Origin of the sequence: Chelativorans salis, assembly GCF_025336525.1 — a bacterium.
GTDB lineage: Bacteria > Pseudomonadota > Alphaproteobacteria > Rhizobiales > Rhizobiaceae > Chelativorans > Chelativorans salis.
Genome location: NZ_JAOCZP010000003.1, coordinates 403,404 through 416,845 on the forward strand (window position 1 = coordinate 403,404; position 13,442 = coordinate 416,845).

The 13,442-nt window shown below is 64.9% G+C and carries 13 protein-coding genes; 9 read left to right on the top strand and 4 right to left on the bottom strand.

All coding sequences use genetic code 11. The annotated features are described in order from the left end of the window. Position 1: 1 nt before the first annotated feature. The 8 genes from ehuD to N5A92_RS12055 all read left to right on the top strand — a co-directional run bounded on the left by ehuD (position 2) and on the right by N5A92_RS12055 (position 8,208). Positions 2–679, top strand: coding sequence for an ectoine/hydroxyectoine ABC transporter permease subunit EhuD (ehuD, locus tag N5A92_RS12020; protein ID WP_260902924.1), 678 nt, complete (start codon positions 2–4; stop codon positions 677–679). Beyond that, positions 676–1,452 (top strand): ectoine/hydroxyectoine ABC transporter ATP-binding protein EhuA, encoded by a 777-nt coding sequence (ehuA, locus tag N5A92_RS12025; protein WP_313958410.1) that lies wholly within the window; start codon positions 676–678, stop codon positions 1,450–1,452. The genes ehuD and ehuA overlap by 4 nt, the downstream gene beginning before the upstream one ends. Then, the gene (gene eutB, locus N5A92_RS12030) at positions 1,452–2,468 is read left to right on the top strand and encodes a hydroxyectoine utilization dehydratase EutB (protein WP_260902927.1); all 1,017 of its coding nucleotides are present in this window, start codon (positions 1,452–1,454) and stop codon (positions 2,466–2,468) included. The genes ehuA and eutB overlap by 1 nt, the downstream gene beginning before the upstream one ends. Continuing rightward, entirely contained in the window at positions 2,458–3,447 is a 990-nt protein-coding gene (locus N5A92_RS12035) for a cyclodeaminase (RefSeq protein ID WP_260902929.1), read from the top strand. The genes eutB and N5A92_RS12035 overlap by 11 nt, the downstream gene beginning before the upstream one ends. A 50-nt stretch (positions 3,448–3,497) precedes the next feature. Continuing rightward, complete coding sequence (locus tag N5A92_RS12040) at positions 3,498–3,998, top strand: Lrp/AsnC family transcriptional regulator (protein ID WP_260902934.1); 501 nt, start codon at positions 3,498–3,500, stop codon at positions 3,996–3,998. A 118-nt stretch (positions 3,999–4,116) separates the two neighbouring features. Continuing rightward, complete coding sequence (locus tag N5A92_RS12045; RefSeq protein WP_260902937.1) at positions 4,117–5,601, top strand: NAD-dependent succinate-semialdehyde dehydrogenase; 1,485 nt, start codon at positions 4,117–4,119, stop codon at positions 5,599–5,601. 12 nt (positions 5,602–5,613) lie between these two features. Continuing rightward, positions 5,614–6,828, top strand: a complete 1,215-nt coding sequence (locus N5A92_RS12050) for a M24 family metallopeptidase (RefSeq protein ID WP_260902939.1) — start codon at positions 5,614–5,616, stop codon at positions 6,826–6,828. Between the two features lie 12 nt (positions 6,829–6,840). Next, entirely contained in the window at positions 6,841–8,208 is a 1,368-nt protein-coding gene (locus N5A92_RS12055) for an aspartate aminotransferase family protein (protein ID WP_260903589.1), read from the top strand. 187 nt (positions 8,209–8,395) lie between these two features. On the opposite strand, the gene N5A92_RS12060 is transcribed toward N5A92_RS12055, so the two are convergent. Continuing rightward, positions 8,396–8,956, bottom strand: a complete 561-nt coding sequence (locus N5A92_RS12060) for a GNAT family N-acetyltransferase (protein ID WP_260902941.1) — start codon at positions 8,954–8,956, stop codon at positions 8,396–8,398. Positions 8,957–9,189: 233 nt separating this feature from the next. Between N5A92_RS12060 and rirA the strand changes: the two genes are divergently transcribed. Further along, entirely contained in the window at positions 9,190–9,651 is a 462-nt protein-coding gene (rirA, locus tag N5A92_RS12065) for an iron-responsive transcriptional regulator RirA (RefSeq protein ID WP_260902960.1), read from the top strand. Between the two features lie 27 nt (positions 9,652–9,678). Here the strand turns inward: rirA and N5A92_RS12070 are convergent, their stop codons facing one another. Genes N5A92_RS12070 through ade form a run of 3 tightly spaced genes read right to left on the bottom strand, consistent with a single transcriptional unit; the run spans position 9,679 to position 13,329 of the window. Further along, a complete protein-coding gene (locus tag N5A92_RS12070; RefSeq protein WP_260902963.1) occupies positions 9,679–10,221 on the bottom strand; it encodes a DUF1697 domain-containing protein in 543 nt (180 codons plus the stop codon). Further along, positions 10,218–11,471: a threonine ammonia-lyase IlvA gene (ilvA, locus tag N5A92_RS12075; protein ID WP_260902965.1), complete on the bottom strand. Its 1,254-nt coding sequence runs from the start codon at positions 11,469–11,471 to the stop codon at positions 10,218–10,220. Before ilvA ends, N5A92_RS12070 begins: the two co-directional genes overlap by 4 nt. A gap of 37 nt (positions 11,472–11,508) precedes the next feature. Continuing rightward, positions 11,509–13,329 carry an adenine deaminase gene (ade, locus tag N5A92_RS12080; RefSeq protein WP_260902967.1) on the bottom strand — a complete coding sequence of 607 codons (1,821 nt, stop codon included), beginning with the start codon at positions 13,327–13,329 and terminating at the stop codon, positions 11,509–11,511. Between the last annotated feature and the right edge of the window lie 113 nt (positions 13,330–13,442).

Below are 13,442 nucleotides of genomic sequence, written 5' to 3' on the forward strand. Positions count from 1 at the left end.
CATGTTCTGGGACTGGAACTATGTCTGGGAGATCACGCCGACGCTTTTGAGAGCATCGGTCGTCACTATCCAGGCCACTCTGCTGGGCTTCGCGCTCGCGGCCGTGCTCGGACTGGTGCTCGCCATCCTGCGCATGTCGAAGACGGGCTGGATCTCCGTGACGGCCGCCGGCTTCGTCGAATTCATCCGCTCGACGCCGGTTCTCATCCAGATCTTCTTCATCTTCTTCGTCTTCCCGGAGTTCGGCGTCGTGCTCCCGGCGATGACGGCCGGTGTCATCGCTCTCGGTCTGCACTACGGCTCCTACTGCTCGGAGGTCTACCGGGCGGGGCTGGAAAACGTGCCGAGGGGCCAGTGGGAAGCCTCCACGGCGCTCAACCTGAGCCCGTACATCACCTTCCGCGACATCATCATCCCGCAGGCGATCCCGCCCGTAGTGCCGGCACTCGGCAATTATCTGGTGGCGCTGTTCAAGGAAACGCCGCTTCTTTCAGCCATCGCCGTGCTGGAGCTCATGCAGACGGCGAAGATCCTGGGTTCCCAGAGCTTCCGCTACGTCGAGCCCATCACACTGGTCGGCGGCTTCTTCCTGGTCATGAGCCTGATAGCGGCCGCCTTTATCCGCCAGGTGGAAACATATCTTAACAGAACCCTGCGCAACCCCGGAGGCGCGCGATGACCACACCCATGGTCAAATTCGACAATGTGACCAAGAGCTACGGCACGCTGACGGTTCTCGATTCGCTCAATCTGGAGATCGCGCCCAACGAGAAAGTCGCCATCATCGGCCCGTCCGGCTCCGGCAAGACAACAGTGCTGCGCATGCTGATGACGCTGGAGCGCATCAATGACGGCGTCATCTATGTCGACGGCGATCCGCTGACGCATATGCAGAAGAACGGCAAGCTGGTGCCGGCCGACGAGCGCTATCTGCGCAAGGTGCGCGGCAATATCGGCATGGTGTTCCAGCACTTCAACCTATTCCCGCACATGTCGGCGATGAAGAACTGCATGGAAGCGCCGATCCATGTTCTCGGCCTGTCGAAGAAGGAAGCCGCCGAGCGGGCGGCGGAACTGCTCGACATGGTCGGCCTCGGCGACAAGAAGGACCAGTATCCGAGCCAGCTTTCCGGCGGTCAGCAGCAGCGCGTGGCGATCGCCCGGGCGCTTGCCATGCGGCCCAAGGTGATGCTGTTCGACGAGGTGACTTCAGCGCTTGATCCCGAGCTTGTCGGCGAAGTCCTGAACGTAATCCGCAAGCTCGGCACGGAGCACAACCTGACCATGCTCATGGTCACGCACCAGATGGGCTTCGCGCGCGAATTCGCCGACCGCGTGTGCTTCTTCTACGGCGGCAAGATTGCCGAGGCAGGCAAGCCGGACGAGATATTCAACGAACCGAAGGAAGAGCGTACGCGGCAGTTCCTGAGCGCGGTCCTAGAGGCCAACTGATGCAGGATGCGTTGTCACTGGCGGACGTTCTGGCCGCGCGTCAGAGGATGGAGGGTGCCGCCACCCTCGACACGCCGCTCGTCTCCTCCCCGTTCCTGAGCAAGGTTGCCGGCAGCGACGTGCTCCTGAAACTGGAGATCACGCAGGCGACCGGCGCCTTTAAGCTGCGCGGGGCGGCAAGTGCCGTGGCATTGCTGCCGCCGGAGACGGCAGGGGTGACCTGCTGCTCCACCGGCAATCATGGGCGCGGCGTGGCCTATGCCGCGGCAAGGCGGGGCCTGCGCGCCGTCATCTGCATGTCCACTCTGGTGCCGCGGTCCAAGGTCGACGGCATCCGCGACCTCGGTGCCGAGGTGCGCATCGCCGGCAAGAGCCAGGACGAGGCGCAGGCGGAAAGCGAAAGGCTCGTGCGGGAAGAAGGCCTGACGGAGATCGCGCCCTTCGACGCCCTGCCCGTCATCGCGGGCCAAGGCACCATCGGGCTGGAGCTAATGGAGCAGCGGCCGGACCTGGAGACCGTGCTGATCCCGCTATCGGGCGGCGGGCTTGCCGGCGGCATCGGCTTTGCGCTGAAGCGCATGAAGCCGTCGATCCGCGTCGTCGGCATCACCATGGAGCGGGGGGCGGCGATGTACGCGGCGTTGGAGACCGGTCGGCCTGTGGAGGTGACGGAGGTGGAAAGCCTGGCCGATTCGCTGGGCGGCGGCATCGGTACCGACAACCGCTACTCCTTCGAACTGTGCCGCGAATGCCTGGACGATGTTGTGCTCGTTTCCGAGGAAGAGATCTACCGCGCCATGCAGGCGCATTATTTCGAGGACCGCATCGTCTGCGAGGGCGCGAGCGCTGTGGGCGCGGCGGCGCTGATGGCCGGCAAGCTCGGCACGGTGAAAGGCCCCGTCGCCACCATCGTCACGGGCCGCAACGTCGACATGGCGGTCTACACCGACATCATGAACGGTCGCGACATCAAGCTCGGCGACTATCTCATCAAGGGCTCTTCTTATGCCGCGTGACATCTTCATCCTCACCGAAAACGAGCTGCGCAACGCCGTCCGTCTCGACGTGAAGGCCGTCGACGTGGTGGAGGAAGCCTTCGCCGCCCTCGGCACCGGAAAGGTGGTCATGCCGCCGATCCTCTCGATGGCCATCCCCGAGGCCAATGGTGAGGTGGACGTGAAGACGGCCTACATCCCCGGTTTCGACGGCTTCGCCATCAAGGTCAGCCCCGGCTTCTTCGACAATCCGAAACTCGGCCTGCCGAGCCTCAACGGGCTGATGATCCTGTTTTCAGCGAAGACCGGCCTAGTGGAGGCGTTGCTGCTCGACAATGGCTATCTCACCGACGTGCGCACGGCTGCAGCCGGCGCTGTCGCCGCCCGTCATCTGGCACCGCAAGCGGTGGAGACGGCGGGCGTGATGGGCACCGGCGTGCAGGCGCGCCTGCAGATCGAGGCGGCGCATCTCGTGCGGCCCTTCAAGCGGGTGCTGGTGTGGGGCCGTAATGCGGAAAAGGCCGCGGCCTGCGCCAAGGATATCGCCGCCAGCCTCGGCATTGAGGCCCGCGCGGAGAAAGATCCCGCCCGTCTTGTCGCCGAAAGCCAGCTCGTCGTGACGACGACACCGGCGGAGGAGCCGATCTTGAAGGCCGACTGGCTGCACCCTGGGCTCCATATCACCGCCATGGGCTCGGACCAGGAGGGCAAGAACGAGATCGACCCGAGGGCGCTCGTTGCGGTTGACCTCTATGTTGCCGACCGCGCCAGCCAATGCGAGAAGCTGGGGGAACTGCGTTCGGCCATCGCCGCGGGAGTGTGGAAAGGTGGGACGCCGGCAGAGCTGGGAGGGATCCTTCAGGGCCAGCCGGGGCGCGCGAACGAGGACCAGGTGACGATCTGCGACCTCACCGGCACCGGCGCGCAGGATACGGCGATTGCGACGTTTGCACTGGCCGAGGCCAAGGTGGCGGGTGCGGGGAGCGTTATCGAGAGCTGAGAAATGTGGGGGCTGGTTTTTGTCGCCCCTACCCGCAGGATCACGCCAAGATGCTCAAACTCGACGACCGCGACCTGAAAATCCTCTCCATCCTGCAGAAGGAAGGCCGCATCTCAAAGGCGGCGCTTGCCGAGCGCGTCAACCTGACGCCGGCGCCATGCTGGGAGCGGCTGAAGCGGCTGGAGAAGGCTGGTGTCATCACTGGCTACCACGCGGACGTGGCGCTTGCCCGAGTCGCGCCGCACGTCGTCGTCTTCATGGCTGCCGAACTGGAAGGGCACCGGGCGGAAAACTTCCAGCTTTTCGAGCGCTGGGTGCAGAAGGTCGACGAGATCGTCGGCTGCTGGGCCGTCGGCGGCGGCTTCGACTACATCCTGCAGGTCGTCGCCCGCGACATCGACGGCTATCAGCGCCTGGTGGACGGGCTTCTGGAGGCACGCGTCGGGCTTGTGCGCTACTTTACCTATATCGTCACGAAGCCGGTGAAACAGCCCAAAGCCATGCCCCTATCCTCCCTACTTGGGGACCCATCTGGGCGCCAGAAGGATTGATCGGCAAGCGCCCGTAAATTCAGAAGAATCATCGGCGGCAGGCGGCATTTCCCTTGGAAAATTTGCCGCCGAAAACCCCATCTCAAGGGAAGAATAGAACCCGCCAGGGAGTGAGCCGATGTCTGCCCTTGCCGCCCTTGAAAAAACTGCCCTTTCCGCCTTGCGTGACCCGCGCCTCTTCCGCGAGTACGCCTATGTCGGCGGCCGCTGGATCGCCGCGCCCGGCGACGCGGCTATCGACGTCCTGAACCCCTCCGACGGCGCCCGCATCGGCTGTGTGCCGGCACTCACGTCAGCGCAGGCGGACGAGGCAATCGCCGCCGCGCATCAAGCCTTCACCGGCTGGGCCGCGCGCCTGCCGCAGGAGCGCGCGGAGCTTCTGAAGCGCTGGCACGCCCTGATCGTCGAGGCGCGTGAGGATCTGGCGCACCTCATGGTGCTGGAGCAGGGCAAGCCCCTCTCCGAAGCGCGCGGCGAGATCGATTATGCCGCCTCATTCGTAGAGTTCTATGCCGAAGAGGCCAAGCGCCTGAACGTGGAGAGCGTCACCTCGCACCTGACCGATGCGGAGATGCGGATTTCGCGCGAGCCGGCGGGCGTGGCGGGGCTCGTCACGCCGTGGAATTTCCCGTCCGCCATGCTGACGCGAAAGGCCGCGGCGGCACTGGCCGCCGGCTGCACGGTGGTCGCCCACCCCTCCTCCGAAACCCCCTTCTCCGCCCTGGCGCTCGCCGAGCTTTCCGAGCGCGCCGGCCTGCCCGCTGGCGTCTTCAACGTTCTCACTGGTAAGGCTGCGGAAGTCGTTGGCGCGATGACCGCCTCGCGCCATGTCCGCATCGTGTCATTCACCGGCTCGACGGAGATCGGCCGCCTGCTCTATGGCCAGTCCGCACCCACGGTGAAGAAGCTGGTGATGGAGCTTGGCGGACACGCCCCCTTCATAGCCTTCGCCGACTGCGACCTCGAACGGGCGGTGGAAAGCGCGATCACCGCGAAATTCGCCACCTCCGGCCAGGACTGCCTAGCCGCCAACCGCTTCTATATCGAGCGCCCGATCTACGAGGCCTTCGTCGAAGCCTTCGCCGAAAAGGTGCGTACGCTCACCGTCGGTCAGGGCCTCGAGGACCCGGACATCGGTCCGCTCATCAACGCCCGCGCGTTGAAAAAGCAGGAGGAGCACGTGGCCGACGCACTTGAGAAGGGCGCGAGGCTGGTTGCCGGCGGCAAGGAAGCCAATGCCGGCGAGAACTTTTTCCTCCCGACGGTGCTGGCCGACGTGCCGGAGAACGCGCTGATTTTCCATGAGGAGACCTTCGGCCCTGTCGCCGCCTTCGCGCCCTTCGACGCGGAAGACGAGGTGCTTGCCCGCGCCAACGACACCGAGACCGGGCTCGTCGCCTACCTGCACACGCGGGATTCCGGCCGCATCGCCCGGCTGTCGCGCGCGCTCGAATTCGGCATGGTGGCGGTCAACCGCACCAAGATCACCGGCGCGCCCATACCCTTCGGCGGCATCAAGCAGGCGGGGCTTGGCCGGGAAGGCTCGCGAATGGGGATGGAGGAGTTCACCAACGTCAAATATGTCTGCCGCGACATCGGCTGAGGAGCGCTGCACATGTTCGCGAATCCTTTTACCGACGAAGAGCTGGGCCAAAGGCTGGAGGCAGTGCGCAGCGCCATGGAAGCGCGCAGCCTCGACATGGTGCTGCTCTCGACGCCCGAGAACATCTTCTATCTGACTGGCCTCGACCACTGGGGCTATTTCGCGCCGCACCTTCTGATCGTGCCGCCCGAGGGCGACATGGTGCTGGTGACGCGGCAGATGGAGCGCGTCTCCATTGAAAAGCAGGTTCGCAACGCCCTCTTCCACGGCCATGCCGACAACGAGACGGCCGCCGACCTCGCCGTGCGTTTCCTGAAAGATTCCTTCGTAGCGAAGGAGCGCTCGCGCGCGGTGCTGAAGGCGGTTGTGAAGGAGATCGAGGAGCAGGCCGACGGCGCCTTGCGCATCGGCGTGGAGACTTGGTCATCGGGCCATTCCTACGGCTTCGGCCATGCGCTGCGCGAGAGCCTGCCGGACGTCCACTGGGCCGATATCACCGGCCTGGTCGACAATCTGCGGCTTGTCAAATCGCCCCTGGAGCAGGACCTGATGCGCAGGGCCGCCGCCATATCGGACATCGCGGCCGAGGCAGCCATCGCCGCCATCCGCGACGGGGCGAGCGAGCGCGATGTGGTGGCCGAATGCCATGCCACGATGATCCGCGCCGGCGGCGAGGTGCCCGGTTTCGGCCCCTTCATCCGCCCAGGCAAAAGGCTGGGCGAGGAGCACACGACCTGGGGCGACGGCGTCTATCAGGACGGGGAGCCAGTGTTCATCGAGCTGTCGGGCTGCGTCAGCCGCTATCATTCGCCGCTCGGCCGGCTCGTCCATGTCGGCTCCATCCGCGACGAGGACGCCCGCATGGCGGAAGTGTCGCGCCAGGCTTTCGACGCGGTGCTTAGCGCGCTGCGCCCCGGCGTGCTTGCGCGCGACGTCTATGCAGCCTGGCAGGCCATCGTCGACGAGGTGGGGCTTTCCCACTATCGCCGCCACCACTGCGGCTATTGCGTCGGCATCGGCTTCCCGCCGTCATGGACCGGCGGCAACCGCGTCACCGGCTTGCGCCATGATTCGGATCTCGAAATCCGCGAGGGCATGACCTTCCACATCCTCTCTTGGCTGATGGGCACGGGCAAGGGCGACTTCTTCGTCTCCAACGCCGTGTTGCTCGGGCCGGACGGGACGGAAGTCCTCACCAAGACGCCTCTCGGCCCAACCATCAGATAGGAGACATCCATGCTGCTGAAGAACGACCAGCTCGACCAGTGGGACCGGGAGAGTTTCTTCCATCCCTCCACGCACCTCGCCCAGCATGCTCGGGGGGAAAGCCCGAACCGCATCGTCACCGGCGGCAGCGGCGTCTATATCGAGGACCGTGACGGCAAACGCCTGCTCGATGCCTTCGCCGGGCTCTACTGCGTCAACGTCGGCTACGGGCGCACGGAGATCGCCGAGGCCATCGCCGCCCAGGCGAAGGAGCTTGCCTACTATCACGCTTATGTCGGCCACGGCACCGAGGCCTCGATCACGCTGGCGAAGATGATCCTCGATCGGGCGCCCGAGAACATGTCCAAGGTCTATTTCGGCCTTGGCGGGTCAGATGCCAATGAGACCAACATCAAGCTCATCTGGTACTACAACAACATCCTCGGCCGGCCCGAAAAGAAGAAGATCATCTCGCGCTGGCGCGGCTATCACGGCTCCGGCCTGATGACCGGCTCGCTGACGGGGCTGGAGCTGTTCCACAAGAAGTTCGACCTGCCGCTGGCGCAGGTGGTCCATACGGAAGCGCCCTACTACTATCGCCGTGCGGACCTTGCCATGAGCGAGGAGAATTTCACGGCGCATTGCGTGGCCGAGCTCGAAGCGCTCATCGAGCGCGAGGGGGCCGATACCATCGCCGCCTTCATCGGCGAGCCGGTGCTGGGCACGGGCGGCATCGTGCCGCCGCCGGCAGGCTATTGGCAGGCGATCCAGAAGGTCCTGAACAAGCACGACATCCTGTTGATCGCCGATGAGGTGGTCACCGGCTTCGGGCGGCTCGGCTCCATGTTCGGCTCGCACCATTACGGCATCGAGCCGGACCTGATCACCATCGCCAAGGGCCTCACTTCGGCCTATGCGCCGCTGTCGGGCTCCATCGTCGGCAAGAAGATGTGGCAGGTGCTCGAAAAAGGCACGGACGAGAACGGCCCGATCGGCCATGGCTGGACCTATTCCGCCCATCCCATCGGCGCGGCTGCCGGCATCGCCAATCTGAAGCTGGTCGACAGCCTCGGCCTGGTGACGAATGCCGGCGAGACGGGCGCCTATTTTGTCGAGGCCATGAAGAATGCTCTGGGTGCCCATCCCCATGTCGGCGATGTCCGCGGTGAAGGCATGTTGTGCGCCGTCGAGTTCGTGGAAGACCGGGACAGCCGCCGTTTCTTCGACCCGGCGCAAAAGATCGGCCCGCAGGTAGCCGCCGCCGTCCTCGCCGAAGGCGTCATCGGTCGCGCCATGCCGCAGGGCGACATCCTCGGCTTCGCCCCGCCGCTGTGCCTGACGCGGGCCGAGGCGGACAGGGTCGTGGATGCAACGGCGAAGGCTGTGAAGGCGGTGTTTTAGCGCTCTTTCTCCCCTTGGAGGGGGAGGTGTCGAGCGAAGCAAGGCGGAGGGGGGCGGCGGCGACCGCGTGCCGGCGTTTGAAGTTCAGCCTATGCGCTACCTGAATATGAAAGCGCGGCGCCGCGACCACCCGAACCCGCCGGTAACCGGCGGGCCCACCCTCCCCTCAAGGGGGAGGGAGAGGGCGCTACTGCATCGAAAGCGCGCCGGCGGCGAGCGCCGGCAGATAGACGGCCGACAGTTCCGCATCGCTTTGGGAGGCCGGTTCGAGGTCAATGTGCCCCACCGTCTCGCCCTTCTCGAAGCTCAGCCGGGCGTTGAACCTTCGCGCTAACGCCCGCATCGCATCATTGTGCGGGTGGGTGGTCACGCGAAGCTGCGTATAGCCGAGCGCGCGGGCGTGGGCGATGAGGCGCTGGAAAAGCTGGCTGCCGAGCCCGCGATGCTGCAGCGCCTTTTCGACGCTGAAGGCGATCTCGGCCGTGGGCGGGTCGCTTTCCGGGCGTTCGTGCAGCTCCGCCGCCCCGAGAACGTGCCCGTTCTCGACATAGCCGACCACCGTCGCGCCCTGGCTGAAGGAGCGCGCGGCATAGTCTTTGAGAAAGGCGTCGCTGGCGGCGCCGTTGAAGCGGTCGCGCCGGCTCCCGGCGTCGAGGCGCATCAGGTGATCGCGGAAAAGGGTAAACTCGGACGGCCTCAGGCGGCGCACCACGCCGCGCGGTTCTGGTTTTCTTGCCATACGGGCCATAAGTCGCACTCCTCGCGGGTTCCTCCCCGAGCCGTTCGACTCGGCGCGAATATGTGCAGTGCAGCAACGATGCGCAAGAACACCGCGCCGCGCGCATTGCCGCATTGCGTGTGCTGCATGGCTCGCAATCCAGGCATTTTCCTGATAATCTAGGTCATGTTTTTAGCATTCATCTCTGGAATTATTCTAAACTATGAGCCATATTAGAATTTGCACGTGACGAAAGGGAATCCATGCGCCTGACTCGGCAAACCAACTACGCGATCCGCATCCTCATGTATTGCGCTGCCAACGAGGGGCGCCTGAGTCGAATTCCGGATATCGCGCAGGCCTATTCGCTGTCCGATCTCTTCCTGTTCAAGATCCTGCAGCCGCTGGTGGAGAACGGGCTGGTGCAGACCGTGCGCGGGCGCAACGGCGGCGTGCGGCTTGCCAAGCCCGCCGAGGAGATCACGCTGTTTGACGTGGTGCGCGTGACGGAAGAGAACTTCGCCATGGCTGAGTGCTTCGAGAACGACGGGACGGACTGCCCGCTTATCGATGGCTGCGGCCTCAACGAGGCGTTGCGCAAGGCCCTCGGCGCCTTCTTCGAAGTGCTTTCCTCCTACACCATCCACGATCTGGTCGAGGCCCGGCCCAACATGCGCGGCCTGCTCGGTATCGAGGAGCGGCCGGCGCAGGTGGCAGCGGGTTAAGCAGACGGACCGCTTGGCTGTGGCCCCTCAAATCGCAGCCGCCATGTCCCGCAGCGCCAGCACGGAGCGCCAGTTGCGGGCGGACATCGCCACTTTCAATGTCGGCTCGATCTTCGGCGCGAAGAGCGATCTGCCCATGCCGTCGGGCGTGTGCAGGTAAAGGACCCTGCCCCGGATGGCGAAGGTCTCGGTGCTTCTCGGCTTCTCCTGAAGCGCGGCCATCCTTTTGGCCTCCGGCGCACCCTCCATTAGAAAGGCGTGCAGCATCGTCGGCTGTTCGACGGCGTGCGGGAAAGGGTTCTTGGCGATGAGATCTTCCCACTCTTCAAGGCTTGCCACCAGAACGGACTTGCGGAAATCCATCTTCTCGCGCACCAATGCGGCGACCTTTGCGGCCACCTCCTCTCCCGCCATCGGGGAGGAAAGCACAGCGTTGCCGCTGTTGATGTAGGTCGCAACATTGGCGAAGCCGGCGTCCGAAAGCACCGCACGCAGCGTCTCCACCGGAAGCTGCGTGGCACCGCCGACGCCGCGGAACAAGACGATATAGGCCGTCTCTTTATTACTCATATCAGCAGGCCCGCGATGGTGTCGTTGTCGGTAATGTCCTGATAGGCCCAGCCGGCATCGTCGAAGCGCTTGGTCAGGACGGCGAAATTGCGCCGTTCCTTGGTCTCGAGACCAATCAGTACGGAGCCGAAATTGCGCGCCGACTTCTTCAGATACTCGAATCGCGTGATGTCGTCGTCCGGCCCCAGAAGATCGAGAAAGTCGCGCAGCGCGCCCGGCCGCTGGGGAAAGCGGAAGATGAAGTATTTTTTCAGTCCCTCGAAACGCAGCGCCCGCTCCTTGACGTCCGGCAGGCGCTCGAAATCGAAATTGCCGCCGGAGACGACGGCGACCACCGTGCGCCCCTTCAGTTCCTTGCGCGAAAAGTCCTTGAGCGCGTCGATGGCGAGCGCGCCGGCCGGCTCCAGCACCACGCCCTCGATGTTCAGCATCTCGATCATGGTGGCGCAGAGGCGGTTTTCGGGAATGAGGCGAACGGTTTGCGCGGGAAAGCTCTTCAACCGCCTGAAGGGCTCGCGGCCAATCTCGGCCACCGCCGCCCCGTCGACGAAATTATCGACCTGCGCAAGCTTCACCCGCTTGCCTGCGGAAAGGCTCCGCTCCAGGCTCGGCGCGCCGGCGGGCTCGGCGAAGAGGAAGCCGGCGTTGCTGCCCGTATCGTGCAGAAAGCCTGTCACCCCCGCCGCAAGGCCGCCGCCGCCCACGGGCAGGAGCACCAGTGCATCGTCGAGCCTGCCAAGCTGCTCGGCAAGCTCATGCGCCACCGACGCCTGCCCTTCTATGATGTCGGGATGGTCGAAGGGCGGCACCATGAGGGCCGCACTTGCCGCGGCGAAGCCGGCGGCCGCCTGGTAGCACTCGTCGAAATAGTCGCCGACAAGGCGCACCTCGATGAACTCGCCACCAAACAGCTTCGTCTTGTCGATCTTCTGCTGCGGCGTCGTTACCGGCATGAAGACCACGCCCTTGCGGCCGAAATGGCGGCAGACGAAGGCAAAGCCCTGGGCATGGTTGCCGGCGGAGGCGCAGACGAAGCCGTCCGGCCCGACGCCGGCGGCGATGGCTTTGCGCATGAAATTGAAGGCGCCGCGGATCTTGTAGGAGCGTACCGGCGTCAGGTCTTCCCGCTTCAGAAGCACCCGCGCGCCGGTTTTCTTCGACAGATAGTCGTTCTCCTGCAGCGGTGTCTCGGGGAAGAGCGCGCGCAGGGCACTGGCCGCCTGCCCGACCCGCTCGACAAATGCACTCATCTCGTCTCCTTTGCCTGGTTTTTCTGCGGGCGTGCTCTTACGGCAAAAGCAGATCGACCTTGCGGAAGGTCGTGACGTCGATGATGCCGATGTCGGAAATGCGCAATTCGGGAATGACGACCAGAGCGAGCAGCGAGTGCTGCATGTAGGCGTTGTTGAGTGTGCAGCCCATGTCGCGCATGGCGGCGGCGAGCTTCGCCGCCTTCCCGGCCACCACCTCCGCCCGCTCGTCCGACATCAGGCCGGCGATCGGCATCTCCACCAGCGCCAGCTCCTTGCCCTTCGAGATCATCACCACGCCGCCGCCCACCTGGCCCAGCCGGTTTGCCGCCTTGGCCATGTCTTCCTTGTTGGTGCCGACGACGATCATGTGGTGCGAATCGTGCGCCACGGTGGAGGCCATGGCGCAGTCCTGCGTGTAACCGAAACCGGAGACGAAGCCGTTGGTGACGGCTCCCGTGCCGCGATGGCGCTCCACCAGGGCGATCTGGCATACGTCGTTGCGCCGGTCCATGGCCACCACGCCGCCACTGACGGGAAGTTCCGCGGCAAGCGCGCGCGTCGGCGCCTGGTTCTCGATCACGCCGATGACGCGCGCCTTGACGCTGCGCGCGCCCTTGGGCGCCGGGATGTTGAAATCGTCAGCTGTTAGGCGCTTGCCGAGCCGCACTGTCTTTTTGGCTGTCGCCGGATAGGCGTAGGCGGGGATTTTCGCCTCCAGCTTGCCGTCGCGGGCAAGGCGGATGCCGCGCGCATAAACCTCGTCGATAACGAGCGCGGCCAGGTCGGAGACGATGAGAAGGTCGGCGCGCCTACCTGGCGTGATCGAGCCCAGCTCGCGCTCCAGCTTGAAGTGCTCGGCCGTGTTGATGGTCGCCATCTGGATCGCTGTCACCGGCTTCAGCCCTTGCGCGATGGCGTGGCGCACGACGCGGTCCATATGCCCTTCCTCTACGAGGGTGCCGGAGTGGCTATCGTCAGTGCACAGGATGAAGTTGCGCGGGTCGAGCCCCTGCTCCGTCACCGCCTTGATCTGGCTTGCCACGTCATACCAGGCCGAGCCGAGTCTCAGCATCGCCTTCATGCCCTGGCGCACGCGGGCGATTGCGTCCTCCATGCGCGTGCCTTCGTGGTCGTCCTCGGGCCCGCCGGCAACATAGCCGTGGAAGGCGCGGCCGAGGTCCGGCGAGGCGAAGTGCCCGCCCACCGTCTTACCCGCTTCCACAGTGGCAGCGATCTCGCCTGCCATCACCGGATTGTTCGCGGCGACACCGGGAAAATTCATCACCTCGCCGAGGCCGATGATGTTGTCCCAGCCCATCGCCTCGGCCACGTCCTCGGCGCCGAGCTGCGCCCCGGCATTCTCCAGCCCCGGCGCGGACGGCACGCAGGAGGGCATCTGCACATAGACGTTGATCGCCTGCGCCGCCGCCTCGTCATGCATCAGCCGCACGCCTTGAAGCCCCAGCACATTGGCGATCTCGTGCGGGTCAATGAACATCGATGTGGTGCCATGCGGGATGACGGCGCGGCAGAATTCCGTCACCGTCACCATGCCGCTTTCCACATGCATGTGCGCATCGCACAGGCCCGGCACCAGATAACGGCCCCTGGCGTCCACCACCTTGGTTTTGTCGCCGATGGCGTGGCTGGCGTCCGGTCCGCAATAGGCGAAGCGGCCGGCGACGATGGCAAGGTCGGTGCCGGGAATCACCTCGCCCGAGTGAACGTTGACCCAGCGCCCGTTGCGAACCACCAGATCGGCAGGCTTGCGCCCCATGGCGACATCGACGAGCAGCGGCGCGACGGCGCTCCAGGGTTTCGGCTTCTTGGACGAATCTGCGGCTGACGCTGGCATGGCGGTCTCCTTCGGCCGCACTTTCGCAAACCTCCAGGCGCGATGCCACATAATTGATCTATAATTCGGGCGACACCTAATTCAGGTGCCGCATAATTCAGTTGGTTGTCAGT

Excerpts from the sequence above, each read along its gene's own strand:
- N5A92_RS12050 (WP_260902939.1), top strand. The coding sequence starts at position 5,614 with ATGTTCGCGAATCCTTTTACCGACGAAGAGCTGGGCCAAAGGCTGGAG.
- N5A92_RS12035 (WP_260902929.1), top strand. The coding sequence starts at position 2,458 with ATGCCGCGTGACATCTTCATCCTCACCGAAAACGAGCTGCGCAACGCC.
- rirA (WP_260902960.1), top strand. The coding sequence starts at position 9,190 with ATGCGCCTGACTCGGCAAACCAACTACGCGATCCGCATCCTCATGTAT.
- N5A92_RS12070 (WP_260902963.1), bottom strand. The coding sequence starts at position 10,221 with ATGAGTAATAAAGAGACGGCCTATATCGTCTTGTTCCGCGGCGTCGGC.
- ade (WP_260902967.1), bottom strand. The coding sequence starts at position 13,329 with ATGCCAGCGTCAGCCGCAGATTCGTCCAAGAAGCCGAAACCCTGGAGC.
- N5A92_RS12045 (WP_260902937.1), top strand. The coding sequence starts at position 4,117 with ATGTCTGCCCTTGCCGCCCTTGAAAAAACTGCCCTTTCCGCCTTGCGT.
- eutB (WP_260902927.1), top strand. The coding sequence starts at position 1,452 with ATGCAGGATGCGTTGTCACTGGCGGACGTTCTGGCCGCGCGTCAGAGG.
- ilvA (WP_260902965.1), bottom strand. The coding sequence starts at position 11,471 with ATGAGTGCATTTGTCGAGCGGGTCGGGCAGGCGGCCAGTGCCCTGCGC.
- N5A92_RS12060 (WP_260902941.1), bottom strand. The coding sequence starts at position 8,956 with ATGGCCCGTATGGCAAGAAAACCAGAACCGCGCGGCGTGGTGCGCCGC.
- ehuD (WP_260902924.1), top strand. The coding sequence starts at position 2 with ATGTTCTGGGACTGGAACTATGTCTGGGAGATCACGCCGACGCTTTTG.
- ehuA (WP_313958410.1), top strand. The coding sequence starts at position 676 with ATGACCACACCCATGGTCAAATTCGACAATGTGACCAAGAGCTACGGC.
- N5A92_RS12040 (WP_260902934.1), top strand. The coding sequence starts at position 3,498 with ATGCTCAAACTCGACGACCGCGACCTGAAAATCCTCTCCATCCTGCAG.